Source organism: Aquirufa regiilacus (assembly GCF_032470275.1).
Taxonomy (GTDB): Bacteria; Bacteroidota; Bacteroidia; order Cytophagales; family Spirosomataceae; genus Aquirufa; species Aquirufa regiilacus.
Genome location: NZ_JAVNWW010000002.1, coordinates 153688 through 168796 on the forward strand (window position 1 = coordinate 153688; position 15109 = coordinate 168796).

The following is a 15109-nucleotide window of genomic DNA, read 5'->3' on the forward strand; positions in this document are numbered from 1 at the left end:
AGACGGGGGTTCTCTCCCGTCTTTTTTTTATTTTTGTGAAAATATAAATCATGCTTCCAACTTTTCAGTCAACCATTCAGCCAGCCGAGGTATTCGCGCAAGTAGCATCTTTTATCGAGCAGGAAGGATACGAAATAGTCGCACATGATTTCGAACGTCCTTGGGGAGGGTTTTTCGTCTTGCAAGAAAGTGATGCGGCTAAATTCGCCAAACAGTTTTTCCCATCGGTTGCTTTCGATTCCATCCAAATTACCCAAAAGCTTAGTCCGAAATTCTTAGTTGTAGCTCCCAATAAGCGTTTGTCTTGGCAATATCATTTCCGCCGTGCTGAATTATGGTCGGTGACTTCCGGTCCCGTGGGTGTTGCCATTTCGGCGACCGATGAACAAACTGTTCCCGATACATATCAGGTTGACGATATCATCACCTTGCCCATCGGAACGCGTCATCGCCTGGTTGGCTTAGCGCAATGGGGAGTCGTTGCGGAGATTTGGCAGCATACAGATCTATTAAACCCGTCCGATGAATCTGACATCGTTCGTTTACAGGATGACTTCGGCCGTTCGTCGATTTAATATTCCGTTCATCTAAAAATAATGCAAGAAAACTTTGTAGTCCATAAAAGTTTCCATAGTTTTGCTTCCCGATAAATCAACGGGTTTAGCAAATGAAATCACGCATTCTAGAAAAAGGAACTCAATTATTCTTTCGTTACGGCGTCAAGTCGGTGACGATGGATGCGATTGCGGCCGAATTAGGGATTTCTAAAAAAACGATTTATCAACATTTTCCGGATAAAGAATCCATGGTTTGTGAAGTGGTAAAATCGTTCACAGAGCAGGATGCAGTAAAGTGGGAGGAACTCGATAAGCGATATTCAAATGTAATTGAGAAGATGTTTAAGTCCTTTGAAATGGTCAAAGACATGCTGATCACCATGAACCCTCGTTTGCTTTTTGAAATTCAAAAGTATTTCCCAACGGCATTTAAATTGTTCAAAAATCATGGGGAAAACTACATACACAAGAATTTGATTGCCGACTTCAAGAAGGGTGCTCAATTCGGATATTTTAGAAATGACGTTGATTTCGAATTATTAGCTCGTCTGCGTATGGCAGAGGTTGATTTAGTATTTAACCCCGACTTTTACCCCAATAATAAATTATCCTTGTATGAAACCCAGCTCACCTTGATGGACATTTTCATGCGAGGCATTTTGACCGAAAAAGGTCTAACGCTTTATAACTCTTATCAAAACAATTTAAAATCATGATCCGCCTAAGAAAAATCTACGCCGGTCTATTTTTACTTTGCTCGGTGGCAGTCAATGCACAATCTTTCAGCTTAAAAGATGCTGTGGATTATGCCATTGTACACCATGTGCAGGTGAAAAATAGCCAGATCGACTTGCAGAACGCAAGCGCAAAAATTAATGAAATTCGGGCCATTGGATTGCCGCAAGTCAATGCGGGTATATCTTATGGAAACAGTTTGATTCTTCAACGTGTGTTTATCCCTGCCAATATTTTCAATCCTGCAGCTAAACCGGGTGAGTTAATCGCGGCCAAATTTGGTGTAACGAATTCAGGAAACACGAATGTGGGTGTAAGCCAATTGCTTTTTGACGGAACGTACCTTCTTGGCTTAAAAGCTTCGGAAGTTTACAAGGATTTGTCGATGAAGACGCTAACCCAGTCGAAGCAGCAAGTTGCAGAAAACGTAACGAAGGCCTATTACGGGATCTTAGTTAACGAGAAGCGCTTGTCGATTTTGCAAGCCAATGTAGGTCGTTTGGATACTTTATTGAAAGAAACGAAGGCACTTAACGCTCAGGGATTCGTTGAGAAAATCGATGTTCAACGCTTAGAAGTTCAAGCGAACAACTTGCGTACCGAATTAGAAAACGTATACCGCTTACAAGAATTAAGCTATTCCTTGTTGAAGTTTCAAATGGGATATCCGATGGAAACACCGATTCGCTTAGCGGAAACGCTTGAGCAAATCGAGTTGAGCCACCGTTTATTGGAAGACCAAGATTTACCTTTCAATTATGGTAACCGCATCGAATATTCGATCTTGAAAACGCAAGAAAACTTAGCGGAATTAGATTTGAAAAGCATCAAAGCAGGCTATTTGCCTCGTCTTGTTGCCTCTGCGAATTACGGATACAATGCGGGTGCTAATAGTTTTGGTGATTTATTTTCGAAGTCTTGGTTTGACAATGCAACCATCGGCTTCTCGCTTCAAATCCCAATTTTCGATGGCTTTTCGAAGAAATACAAAGCAATGCAGTCGGCAAATAACCTTCAAAAAGTTCGCCAAAGCTATGATTTGTTGAAATCGTCTATCGATTTACAACGTGGCCAATCGATCATCTCCTTGAAAAATGCCTTGGAATCTTTGAAAGAACAACAAGCGAATCTTGACTTGGCCAATGAAATTTCACGTGTCACGCGTGTGAAATATACGCAAGGTGTTGGTTCGAATCTGGAAGTGCTAAACGCAGAAACTTCCATCAAGGAATCGCAAGGAAATTACTTTACTGCACTTTACAACGCCCTAATCGCGAAAGTAGAGCTTGCAAAATCAAACGGAACTCTATACTCAGAATAATACGAACATGAAAAAAATAACGATCCTCCTAAGCTCCATTATCTTATTTGCGGCATGCAATAAGTCGGTAGATAAGAAAACGGAATTGGCTACGCTAAAAGCAGATGCCAAAGAAATCAATGCGAAAATTGCTGCTTTAGAAAAAGAACTTGGCGCTGGTAAAGAGTCAAGCTCAACGAAGGTCATCGCAGTAACGGTTACACCGATTGCTCCTGTTGCTTTCAAGCATTTTGTAGAAGCGCAAGGGAATGTAGTGGCGGAAAATACCGTATTAGTTAGCCCACAAACAGGTGGAATGATTGTTTCGTTGCCGGTGGTCGCGGGCCAACAAGTTTCTAAAGGTCAATTGATTGCAACCTTGGATAACAGCATCTTAAAGGAATCCATGGAAGAGGTGAAACACCAATTGGAACTTTCGAAGACTTTGTTTGAAAAGCAAAAGACACTTTGGGACCAACAAATCGGTACGGAAGTTCAGTACTTAAGCGCGAAATCGAATAAAGAATCTTTGGAGAAGCGTTTGGTTACTTTGCGTGCACAATTAGGTTTGTCACGTGTTGTGGCACCTATCTCAGGAACCGTTGAAATCGTTCGTCAAAAAGCCGGCGAAATGGGTGCTCCAGGGATGCCAATCGTTCAAATTGTGAACTTGGGTAACTTGAAGATCTCGGCAAAAATTGCAGATGCCTATGTAGGTTCTGTGAAGCAAGGTGATCCAATCAACATCAAATTTCCAGATATCAACAAAGAAATTACAGCACGTATTTCATTGGTTTCGAAAATGGTGAATCCATTAACGCGTACGTTTGATATCGAGGCACGCATTCCAAATGCAGGTGGCGATTTGAAACCAAACCAATTGGCTGTGATCAACATCAACGATTTATCAAAAGCGAATGCCTTGGTTGTGGATGAAAACATCATTCAAAAAACAGAAAAAGGCAATTTGGTTTATGTTGCGGTCGAAGAAAATGGCAAGAAAGTAGCGAAGGCGCGTATCATCACCATCGGATTGACTTATAATGGACAGGCGGAAATCGCGACAGGTTTACAAGCAGGTGATTTAATCATTACACAAGGCTACCAAGATTTAGTAGACGGACAAGCAATTTCATTCTAAATCAAGCATGGAAAAGAATTTAAAGAACGAGCAACTGCCCGAGGGGAAAGGCTTGATTTATAACATGGTCGGCTGGTTAGGCCAAAACCGTACCACAGTTTACATTTTTACGTTTATCATTTTCGTAGCGGGATTGGGTATTTACTCTCGCCTACCGAAAGAGCAGTTCCCAGATATCGTTGTGCCGCAAATGGTTATTCAAACGGTTTATGCAGGAACAACTCCAGCGGATATTGAGAATACGATCAATAAGCCGATTGAAAAGCAATTGAAGTCGATTACCGGCATTAAAAGTGTCAAATCGAATGCATTGCAGGATATCTCGGTTATCATTGTTGAATTCAACACGGATGTTTCTGTTCCCGTTGCCAAACAACGTGTTCAAGATGCGGTGGATAAAGCCAGCAATGACTTACCAAAAGATTTAACGCGTGACCCAGCCGTGGCTGAGGTGAACTTCTCAGAGTTCCCGATTATGAACATCAACATAGCCGGTGATTATCCCTTGGATAAGTTGAAGAAATACGCAGAAGATTTACAGGATGAGATTGAGGGTATGCCCGAAATCACGCGTGTAGATATTGTTGGAGCTTTGAAACGTGAAATTCAAGTGAACTTGGATCTGTACAAGATGCAGAGTTATGGATTGACTTTTTATGACATCCAACAAGCTGTTCAAGGGGAAAACGTGAACATTTCGGGTGGTGATTTAGACGTGAATGGCGTTCGCCGTTCGTTACGTGTAGTAGGAGAATTTAAGTCGGTGGATCAATTGGCCAACTTGATGGTCGGTTCTTCGACGGGTGCACGCGTTCGCTTGAAAGATGTTGCGGATGTGCGTGATGGATTTGAAGAGAAGCAAGATTTTGCGCGTTTGGATAATAAATCAGTTATCACCTTGAATGTGATTAAGCGTAGTGGCGCGAATCTAATTAACGCGGCTGACCGCATTGAAAAGACGATTGAAGAATATCGTGAGAGTCGTTTCCCTGCAGGTTTGGTTGTCTCTGTGACGGCGGATCAGTCGGAGCGTACGCGTGGCGACCTTGCCGATTTGATCAACACGGTAATCTTAGGATTTATCTTTGTGGTTGTGGTATTGATGTTCTTCATGGGTGTGCGTGATGCGGCCTTTGTGGGTCTTTCGGTGCCTTTGTCTGCATTGTTGACATTCCTTTTTATGCCAGGCTTAGACTTTACGTTGAATACCATCGTATTGTTCGCCTTCTTATTGGGCTTGGGAATTGTGGTGGATGATGCGATTGTGGTGATTGAGAATGCCCACCGTTTGTTCAATAATTTCAAAAAATTATCAATCACGGAAGCGGTTAAATTAGCAGCATCTGAGGTATTTGTGCCAGTATTAACGGGTACATTAACGACGATTTCACCTTTCTTGCCTTTGTTATTCTGGCCAGGTATTGTGGGTGAGTTCATGAAGTTCTTACCGATTACCTTAATCATTACCTTGTTTGCTTCCTTGTTTGTTGCTTATGTGATGAACCCTGTTTTTGCGGTTTCATTTATGAAGCGCCATGATGAAGAGGTGAACGATGTGAAAGAGCCGAAGTTCGCGGATATTCGTCGGACGGTGTTTATTCTTTTAAGCTTAACCATCTTCGGATATGTGATCGGCTTTGGTTTAGGACATTTTGGTTTTGGAAACTTTGGTCTATTGGCTTTGGTATTGTATGTTTTCAACCACTTTATTGTGACTCCGAAATGGGTTGTCCCTTTCCAAGAAGAGACATTACCTGCATTTAAAAATGCGTACCGCCGAGTTATTTCGTGGGTATTGGAGGGTAAACGTTCTATCTATGCAACGCTAGGAGCCTTCGCTTTATTGGTCGCAACCATTGTATTAATGGGTATCGTGAAGCCAAAAGTTATTTTCTTCCCAGCTTCGGATCCGGATTACATTTACATCTATTCGAAACTACCGATTGGGACAGATTCGAAAGTAACAGATTCAGTAACGAAGGTTGTTGAGCAACGTGTATTTGCCTTTATCAAAAAGGAAAATGCGGGCAAGGCTGTGAACTCGGTGATTTCAAACGTGGGTAAAAATGCGGGAGATCCGATGCAACCTGATCGCGGTGCGACACCTCATAAGAGTAAGGTGACGATTGCATTTGCGCCTAAACAGGAGCGTGGAGAAATCTCTTCAGGCGAGATGTTGGAAAAGATTCAAAAAGAGTTCTTTGAAAAACCTATTCCAAGTGTGGAAATGGCGATTGAGCGTGAGGCGAAAGGGCCGCCAACAGGTAAGCCGATTTCGATTGAGATTGCTGGGGATGATTTTGCCACACTTCAATCCTTGGAGCAAAAAGTACGTAAGATTATTCAGAAGTCGGGCATTGAAGGAATTCAAGAATTGAAATCTGATTTGGTGACGAATAAACCTGAAATCATCATCGATGTAAATCGTGAGAAGGCGAGTCGGGAAGGTATTTCATCCGCACAAGTTGCGATGGCCGTTCGTACGGGATTATTCGGCGCAGAGATTTCGAAGTTCCGTGATATCAAGGACGAATACCCAATCCAATTGCGATTGAAAGGAGATTCTCGTAATCAAATCGAGAAATTATTGTCGATGAATATTACGTACCGTGACATGAACTTGGGAGGAGCCTTGCGTCAAGTACCATTGAATGCGATTGCAGATATTCGTTATGCGACTTCATTCAGTCAAATTAACCGCAAGAATCAGGAGCGTGTAGTTACCTTGGGATCCGATGTGGTTCAGGGCTACAATGCGAATGAGATTGTGGGGGAATTGGAGCAATTGTTTGAGACCATTGATATGCCACAGGGCTACAAAATCCGTATGGGTGGTGAGCAGGAGCAGCAAAAGGAATCAGGTGAGTTCTTAGGAGTCGCTTTCTTAGCAGCATTGGTTTTGATCTACTTGATCTTGGCGACGCAGTTTAATTCAGCGGTGAAGCCATTCATCATTTTCGCAACGATTTTGTTATCACTAATCGGGGTGTTCTTAGGCTTTATGGCTTTTGGCATGACCTTCTCGGTGATTATGTCCGGTGTGGGTATCATTGCCTTGGCGGGTATCGTGGTGAAAAACGGTATTTTGTTGATCGAATTCATCGAGGAACTACGTTTCAAACGTGGTTATGAGTTAAAAGAAGCCATTATTGAAGGGGGTGGAATTCGTTTGACGCCGGTATTGTTGACAGCTTCTGCTGCGGTATTGGGATTGATTCCATTGGCAGTAGGTTTGAGCATTGATTTCGTAGCGATGTTTACGGAGTTAAATCCGCATATTTTCTTTGGTTCGGAGTCGGCAGATTTCTGGGGTATTTTGGCATGGACGATCATTTTCGGATTGACGTTCTCAACGGTCTTGACCTTGGTGATTGTGCCGTGTATGTATTACATCTCGGAGCGAATCAAACAGAAGTTTTTTCCAAATCGCGTTTAAGTAATTTGGTGGTTCAAAATGTAAAAACCCTCGAACAATGTTCGGGGGTTTTTTGTTTGGGTAATCGGGACAGTCAATTTTGCCAAAAGGAAAAAATCAACTTATCTTACACGAATATTTATCAACTATGAAAAAATTATTACTCCTACTCGTTTTGCCCTTTTTAGCGCAAGCACAAGACCGCACCTACGGCAAGTTATGGGCAACCCGCTCGCAAGTTATCGCCCAAAATGGCATGGCGGCAACCTCACACCCATTGTCGACGCAAGCTGCCTTAGATGTCTTGAAAGCAGGCGGTAACGCCATTGATGCAGCGATCGCGGCGAATGCGATGGAAGGCGTCGTTGAACCTCACGTGAATGGAATCGGGGGTGATTTGTTTGCAATCGTTTGGGATGCGAAAACAAAAAAACTATACGGCTTAAATGGTTCGGGTCGTTCGCCTAAATCACTGACATTGGCCGAATTTAAAAAGCGGGGATTGACGCATATTCCGTCTACAGGGCCGCTTCCGGTTTCAGTACCCGGCGCAGTAGATGCTTGGTTTGAATTACATAAAAAATTCGGTTCCATGCCGATGAACAAGATATTAAATACGGCGGTTTACTATGCTCGAAATGGTTTCCCAGTTCACGGTGAATTTGCCGCTGCCTTAGGACGCGTCGAAGCGAATTACGGTAAATTCCCGAACGTAGCCCAACACTATTATCCTAGCGGGAAAGTACCTGCAGAGGGAGATGTTTTCAAGAATCCGAACCTTGCGAATACACTCGAGAAGATTGGTCGGGAAGGCCGCGATGCCTTTTACAAAGGCGATATGGCGCGGACGATGGATGCATTTATGAAGAAAAATGGCGGTTTTTTAAGCTATGATGACTTAGCCACGCATACGTCTACGTGGATTGATCCGGTTTCTGTGAATTACCGCGGCTACGACGTATGGGAATTACCACCGAATGGCCAAGGTATTGCAGCCTTACAGATGTTGAACATCTTAGAAGGCTATGATTTTTCAAAAATCAAGGTTGGTTCCGCGGAGCATGTCCATTTATTTACAGAGGCCAAAAAACTGGTTTTCGAAGATCGTGCGAAATATTATGCGGATCCTGAATTTGCCAAAATTCCCGTAGCAAGTCTTATTTCTGAGGAGTATGCAGCGGAACGTCGGAAATTAATCAACCCGAATCGCGCATCCAAGCATTTTGATGCCGGGAACCCTGCGTTGAAGGATGGGGATACGATTTATTTGACGGTTGCCGACAAAGACGGTAACATGGTTTCATTGATTCAAAGTAATTACCGCGGATTTGGTTCGGGGATGATGCCAGATGGATTGGGTTTTATGTTCCAAGATCGCGGGGAGATGTACAGTCTGACGGAAGGGGAGAACAATACCTATGCGCCAGGAAAACGTCCGTTTCATACGATTATTCCAGCGTTTATGACGAAAGATGGCCAGCCGATTATGAGCTTTGGTGTGATGGGTGGTGCTTTCCAACCGATGGGGCATGCACAAATTGTAATGAACGTGGTCGATTTTGGTATGAATGTGCAGGAAGCCGGTGATTTCCCTCGGATTAACCATGAAGGATCCTCAGAGCCAACGGGCGAGAAGATGGAGCCAACGGGTGGAATGATCACATTGGAATATGGTTATCCATATGAAGTGATTCGTGAGTTATTGCAAAAGGGCCACCAAGTGGGTTATTTGAATGGTATTTATGGCGGGTATCAGTGTATCAAGTGGGATCCGGTTCGCAAGGTGTACTTCGGCGCGACCGAATCACGCAAAGACGGACAGGCCGCTGGATACTAACCTCCCCCTTACCTTTGGCAATCCTCGAAGGTTTGCCAAAGGTACAGGAGAAAAACGACAAAAATGACAAGTAAACTGATATTCAAAAAGGTATTTACGGGGCATGCTTGGTTGGAGAATCAAGCCATTTCCATCGAAGATGGGCGGATCAAATCCCTCGAACAAGCGACCGACGGAATAGCGGATGGTTTCTTGGTACCGGGCTTCATCGACCTACAAGTCTATGGGGGTGGAGGAATTCTTTTTTCGAATCATCAGACGGAGGCTGCGATTCAAGCGACCTTTGATGAACATGCCAAAACGGGTACTACCGCTTTTCAAATTACTTTGAATTGCTCTCCCCAAACCAGCATGTGGGCTGCCATCGATGCCTGCAAATCTTACGCGGGTAAAGGTTTAGTTGGCTTGCATCTCGAAGGCCCCTTTTTTAATCCGGTAAAACGTGGCGCTCATCATGAGGCGTTTGTTCAGCAACCCACAATTGATTTTGTGCAAGAAATCATTGAACGGACAAATGGCCTTCCAACCTACATGACCATTGCGCCTGAGATGTTTGCCCCCGCGGTTTTAAATATTTTAAAAAACAGTCATATCATGTGCTCGATGGGGCATTCGGATGCGACGTATGAGCAAGCCCAACAGGCCGGCATTTCACGCATCACGCATTTATTTAATGCCATGTCGCAATGGCAAAGTCGGGCTTTAGGTTTGGTAGGAGCAAGTTTTCGTTCTGATGCCTGGACGAGCATCATTGCGGATGGATTGCATTGCGATTTTGAATCTTTGCGTTTAGCCAAACAGCTAAAAGGGGAGAAGCTCTTTTTAATCACAGATGCCGTGACCCACGATGAATCTGGACCCTATGTTTTTGCGAAGAACGGCGCGAGGTTTACCAATGAAACGGGTGTGCTTTCGGGGTCTGCTTTAACGATGGATGAAGCGATTCGAAATTGTGTTGTCCGTGCGGGTATTTCTAAAGAAGAGGCTATTCGTATGGCAACGGTTTATCCCGCGGAAGTAGCGAATTTAAGCGATTTAGGTAGCATAGAAACTGGTAAACGGGCATGCTTCGTGCATTTATCTGATGATTTACAAGTAAAGCAAGTTTGGTATGATGGGGAAGCTTTGATAAATTAGTACATGATTCATTTTCCTTCCAAACAAGCCCATGTCCAAACGACCATTTTTACGAAAATGTCCCAACTCGCTTTGGACGAAGGTGCATTAAATCTTTCACAGGGTTTTCCGGGTTTCGATTGTTCGGAGGAACTACAAGAACTGCTCAAGTTTTATTCCAAAGGCCATAATCAATATGCGCCGATGGCCGGTGTTCCAGCCCTAAGAAATAGTATTGCGGCTAAAACACGTGCTTTTTATGGCATTGACCTGGATGCAAATAGCGAGGTAACCGTTGTTTCTGGAGCTACAGAAGCCCTTTTTGCCGCGATTCATTGTTGCGTTTTTCCTGGTGACGAAGTCATCATGTTTGACCCTGCCTATGACGCCTATGATCCCATCGTGCGTTTGGCGGGTGGCGTTCCGGTGCACATTCAGTTAAAGGCGAGCGAAGGTTTTCGAATCGATTGGGCAGAATTGGCTCGAAAGATTAGCCCCAAAACGCGTGCAATCATGGTTAATACACCGCATAATCCGACGGGTTCTGTTTGGGCGATGGAGGATTTAGATGCTTTCGCGGAAATCGTTAAGGGTACAAATATTTTGATTGTATCCGATGAGGTGTATGAACATATCGTCTTTGACGGCGCCCAACATGCCTCCGTATTATTGCATCCGGAATTGCGTAAACGCAGTTTTGTCTGTGGGTCTTTTGGGAAAACGTATCACATTACCGGTTGGAAAATGGGCTATTGCCTCGCCCCGGAATATTTGACAAGCGAGTTTCGTAAGCTTCATCAATGGGTCACTTTTTCGAGTGCGACACCGCTGCAATATGCCTTGGCAGATTATTTAAAAGAGCCCGCGCATTACTTGGGTTTATCTGATTTTTACCAAAAGAAGCGCGACCTCTTCGCCGCTCAATTCGCGGGTAGCCGCTGGAAAGTCTTGCCAAGTGCAGGGAGTTTCTTCCAATGCCTTGATTATTCCGGTATCACTGATGAGGCGGATGTAGATTTGGCGGTCCGATTGACCAAGGAATTGAAAGTAGCATCTATTCCGGTTTCGGTGTTTTATGAAACACCTCCAACGGATCGCATTTTACGGTTTTGCTTTGCTAAAAATGACGATATGCTTCAGGAAGCCGCCCACAGGCTCGCCCAACTATAAGTGTTTCAAGGCGATGGCCTCCCCAATTTGAGTCAGGTATTGAGCCGCATTTTCCATCGCATCTTTTGAATTCATCGCGACATCCGTAATGCTATAAACATCTCGTGGGTCAAGAAACAAGGGTATTTTTTCCGGGTCTTCAAACACCCCGCAAACTAAGATGGATTGCTTTAATTGCTTGTCGGTCCGAGCTATGATGTTGGAAATCAATTTCCCCGACCAACTTTGCTGGTCTATTTTCCCCTCGCCCGTCACAATAAAGTCCGCTTTGCGTATTGCCCGATCAATATGAATCTTATTTAATAACCATTCGGCGCCGGGTTCCAGTTTCGCGCCTAAAAAATAGACAGCACCAGCCCCTAAACCTCCGGCCGCACCCGCACCGGGCATATCAGCTGGGAGCCATTTGCTTAAATTGATTAGACCTTTGTCTAATTGTTTAATTGATGTAGCGTTTGCTCCCTTTTGTTTGGCATAAACTTGTGCAGCTCCAAGAGGTCCATGTAAGGGATTGACCACATCGCTCAATACGATGAACTGTATTTGGGGATAGAGGTTTGTGCCCTTGATTTCCGTGATAAGTGATAGACTCTGCCCAATGGGTTCAAGTGCCACACCCGAGGCGTCTAAAAAAGTATAACCTAAAGCTGCCGCCATCCCAATTCCCGCATCATTCGTTGCAGAACCGCCTATCGTCAATACAATACTTGTCGCACCTGCTTCTGCCGCATGACGAATTAATTCTCCTGTCCCGTATGTACTTGTCTTTAATGGATTCTGCTCTTTTTTCAATAGCAATCCTAAACCCGATGCACGTGCCATTTCGATATAGGCTGTTTTTTGGTCGGCCAACCATAAATATGACGCTTCGATGGGGCGAAATAAAGGGTCATTCACCTGAACGGAAACCCATTGCCCCCCATGCATTTGTTGGATCACTTCCAAGGTTCCCTCCCCGCCATCGGCTAAAGGAATACATTGAATACTTGATTTTTTTCGTTTATTAAGGATACCTTTGGCAAGCGCTTCGGCTGCTTCATGGGCACTTAACGATCCTTTGAATTTGTCGGGGCAGATTAATATGTTCACTTGTGCAAGTTAGGGACATTTCTTTAATTTGTATTGCTAACCCCCAGCCATGAAATACCTTCTTTTTGTCCTCAGCGTCTTTTTAATAACGGCTTGTACGCATCAGCCTGATTTAACAGGTTTTGACGCGGAAGCGTTTAAGCAGGATCATGGTGGCTGCAACGGGCAGCGTGCTAAGCAAATCGCATGGCTCAAAGCTCACAAGATGGAATTGCGCGGGACAACTTCGAATAACATGGAGGATATACTCGGCAAACCCGATATCCAGCAGTTGGCAGATCGTAATCAAGAATACTACATTTATTTCCTGGAGCCAGGGCCACATTGCAATCAAAAAGCCTCTCAAGCGAAATCCATTGCTTTTCGTTTCAGTGCCATGGGCATCGCCACCGAAATCACCTTTCAAGACGGCATACCCCTATAAAAAAAGCCCTCAATTTTCATCAAGGGCTTCTTCATTATCTTCTTCGTTTTCCTCTCGGAATGACTTTCGAACTTCTTGCGCCACGCGGCATATCGCGTTTGCGTGAGCGGTTATTTGCATACGCACCTGCACCACGCATCCCCACCATTTCTAAATCGATGGTTCTTTTGGCCAAATTGGTATCGCGCACTTTGACTTTCACCGCATCTCCAAACGTAAATACACGTCCGTTGGATTTACCCACAATCCGGTAATTGTCTTTATCTAAATCGTAGAAATCATCATTCAAGTCCACCATGCGAACTAATCCTTCGCATGAGGTATCGCCGATTTCCACAAATAGGCCGAATTCCGTTACACCGGTAATGATGCCATCAAAGATTTGTGGCTCATGTAAACTCATGTATTCCACTTGCTTGTACTTGATCGATGCACGTTCCGCGTCCGAAGCTAATTTCTCGCGATCCGATGAATGCTTACATTGGATTTCCAAGGGCGCGCGTTCCGGAGAAACACCTCCATCTAAATAATGTTGCAATAAACGGTGTGTCATTACATCCGGGTACCGACGAATCGGGCTCGTGAAGTGCGAATAGAATGGGAATGCCAAACCAAAGTGGCCAATGGCATCCGTACTGTAACGTGCTTTGGACATGGTCCGCACGGCTAAACTCTGCAATACATGTTCCTCGCCTTTGCCTTCGATGGATTCCATCAGGGCATTGAACGATTTACTTACGTGCTTCGGTTCTGTCGTTACTTGGTAGCCAAATTTCTTCGCAAATGTTGAGAATACCTGCAATTTCTCTGGATCCGGTGCTTCGTGCACCCGGTAAACCATCGTGTTGCGCGGATCCGTTTTCTTCAGTTCATGCACATAGGTGGCCACACGTTTGTTGGCCAATAACATATATTCTTCAATCAGCTTGTGCGCATCTTTTCGCACGCGTGGATGAACGGCGATCGGCTTGCCATCCTCATCTAATTCAAAACGCACCTCGGCCGTTTCAAAATTGACAGAACCATGGGCAAAACGCGCATCACGTAATTTATGTGCCAGTTGATTTAATGACTTAATTACAGGCTCCAATGAATCTGTTACCTCTCCAGTATGTTCGATTAACTCTTGCGCTTGTTCATAGGCAAATCGACGATCAGAATGGATGACCGTTCTACCAAACCATTCTTTGACAATGACACCATTCGGGTCAAATTCAAACACGGCTGAAAACGTTAATTTATCTTCATTTGGTCGTAGTGAACACAATCCATTGGAAAGTTTTTCCGGCAACATCGGCACCACGCGGTCTACTAAATAGACAGATGTTGCGCGCTTATACGCCTCTTGATCCAATAAACTGCCGGTTTTCACATAATGGGAAACGTCGGCGATATGAACACCAATCTCTAGGTTGCCATTTTTCAAGACTTCATAGCTTAAGGCATCATCAAAATCTTTGGCATCAATGGGGTCAATCGTGAAACTCAAGACCTTCCGCATGTCGCGGCGTTTCTTAATTTCTTCTTTGGGAATTGTGGGATTGATCGAAGCAGCCATGTTTTCCACTTCCGCAGGGAATTCATATGGTAAGCCAAACTCCGCTAAAATCGAGTGCATTTCTGTCTCGTTTTCGCCTGCTTTTCCTAAAACTTTAATCACCCGACCTTCAGCTTTTTTACCGGGACTACCCCAACGGGTTACTTCGACAATCACTTTATCCAAGTGATTTGCCCCCATCACCTCTGTGCGAGGAACGTAAATATCTTCGTAAATTTTCTTTGAATCGGGAATCAAAAAGGCGTAGTGTGGTGTCACTTGAATCACCCCTACCACATCGCTCGAACCACGTTCGATGACCTCAATGACCTCTCCTTCCGGGCGGTCGTTCTTCTTCTTCTCAGAAGGTTTACGCGCTTGAACGCGAACTCGGTCACCATCTTTGGCATTATTTAAGTCGGCAGTCGCCACCCAAATATCCTTGCCTTCTCCTTCTACAACGATAAATGCAAAACGCGAATTGACATGATCCACGCGGCCTTCCACCACAAATGACTCATTGTCAAAGCGAAAATTACCATCTTCTTGGCGGATTAATCGGCCTTCCGAAGCTAAACGATTTAATACATCGCCGTAAATTTCTTTGGTTTTGCGATCGCGGATGGCGAACGCTTTATGAATTTGATTTAACGAATAAGAACGGTAGTCGTTTAATTCGAAAAAATCTATTACTTCTTGTAGGAGTCCTTGAAAAAACTTCTCCTCTTTTGGGTTCCTTCCCATAATTATTTTCTATTAGCCTGCAAGGTACATAACCTTCACAGCGT

The 15109-nt window shown here is 44.2% G+C and carries 11 protein-coding genes; 9 read left to right on the forward strand and 2 right to left on the reverse strand.

Annotated features, from left to right (window positions below; all coding sequences use genetic code 11):
• Positions 1–50: 50 nt before the first annotated feature.
• The 8 genes from PQG45_RS06555 (at position 51) to PQG45_RS06590 (ending at position 11271) form a co-directional block, all read left to right on the forward strand.
• Positions 51–575, forward strand: a complete 525-nt coding sequence (locus PQG45_RS06555) for a phosphoheptose isomerase (protein WP_315574718.1) — start codon at positions 51–53, stop codon at positions 573–575.
• 92 nt (positions 576–667) lie between these two features.
• A complete protein-coding gene (locus PQG45_RS06560) occupies positions 668–1273 on the forward strand; it encodes a TetR/AcrR family transcriptional regulator (protein WP_315574719.1) in 606 nt (201 codons plus the stop codon).
• On the forward strand, positions 1270–2613 hold the full coding sequence (locus PQG45_RS06565; RefSeq protein WP_315574720.1) for a TolC family protein: 1344 nt from the start codon (positions 1270–1272) through the stop codon (positions 2611–2613). Before PQG45_RS06560 ends, PQG45_RS06565 begins: the two co-directional genes overlap by 4 nt.
• 7 nt (positions 2614–2620) lie before the next feature.
• On the forward strand, positions 2621–3733 hold the full coding sequence (locus PQG45_RS06570) for an efflux RND transporter periplasmic adaptor subunit (RefSeq protein ID WP_316070521.1): 1113 nt from the start codon (positions 2621–2623) through the stop codon (positions 3731–3733).
• 64 nt (positions 3734–3797) lie between these two features.
• Positions 3798–7169 carry an efflux RND transporter permease subunit gene (locus PQG45_RS06575; protein WP_316070597.1) on the forward strand — a complete coding sequence of 1124 codons (3372 nt, stop codon included), beginning with the start codon at positions 3798–3800 and terminating at the stop codon, positions 7167–7169.
• Between the two features lie 127 nt (positions 7170–7296).
• Positions 7297–8985 carry a gamma-glutamyltransferase gene (gene ggt, locus PQG45_RS06580; protein ID WP_316070522.1) on the forward strand — a complete coding sequence of 563 codons (1689 nt, stop codon included), beginning with the start codon at positions 7297–7299 and terminating at the stop codon, positions 8983–8985.
• Positions 8986–9048: 63 nt separating this feature from the next.
• Positions 9049–10122: an N-acetylglucosamine-6-phosphate deacetylase gene (gene nagA / locus PQG45_RS06585; protein ID WP_315574725.1), complete on the forward strand. Its 1074-nt coding sequence runs from the start codon at positions 9049–9051 to the stop codon at positions 10120–10122.
• A 3-nt stretch (positions 10123–10125) separates the two neighbouring features.
• Entirely contained in the window at positions 10126–11271 is a 1146-nt protein-coding gene (locus tag PQG45_RS06590) for a methionine aminotransferase (protein WP_315574727.1), read from the forward strand.
• Here the strand turns inward: PQG45_RS06590 and PQG45_RS06595 are convergent.
• The gene (locus PQG45_RS06595) at positions 11266–12360 is read right to left on the reverse strand and encodes a glycerate kinase (RefSeq protein WP_315574730.1); all 1095 of its coding nucleotides are present in this window, start codon (positions 12358–12360) and stop codon (positions 11266–11268) included. The genes PQG45_RS06590 and PQG45_RS06595 overlap by 6 nt on opposite strands.
• Positions 12361–12409: 49 nt before the next feature.
• Here PQG45_RS06595 and PQG45_RS06600 point away from each other — a divergent pair, with 49 nt between their 5' ends.
• A complete protein-coding gene (locus PQG45_RS06600) occupies positions 12410–12784 on the forward strand; it encodes a hypothetical protein (protein ID WP_316070523.1) in 375 nt (124 codons plus the stop codon).
• Positions 12785–12818: 34 nt separating this feature from the next.
• On the opposite strand, the gene rnr is transcribed toward PQG45_RS06600, so the two are convergent.
• Entirely contained in the window at positions 12819–15065 is a 2247-nt protein-coding gene (rnr, locus tag PQG45_RS06605; protein ID WP_316070524.1) for a ribonuclease R, read from the reverse strand.
• Positions 15066–15109: the final 44 nt, after the last annotated feature.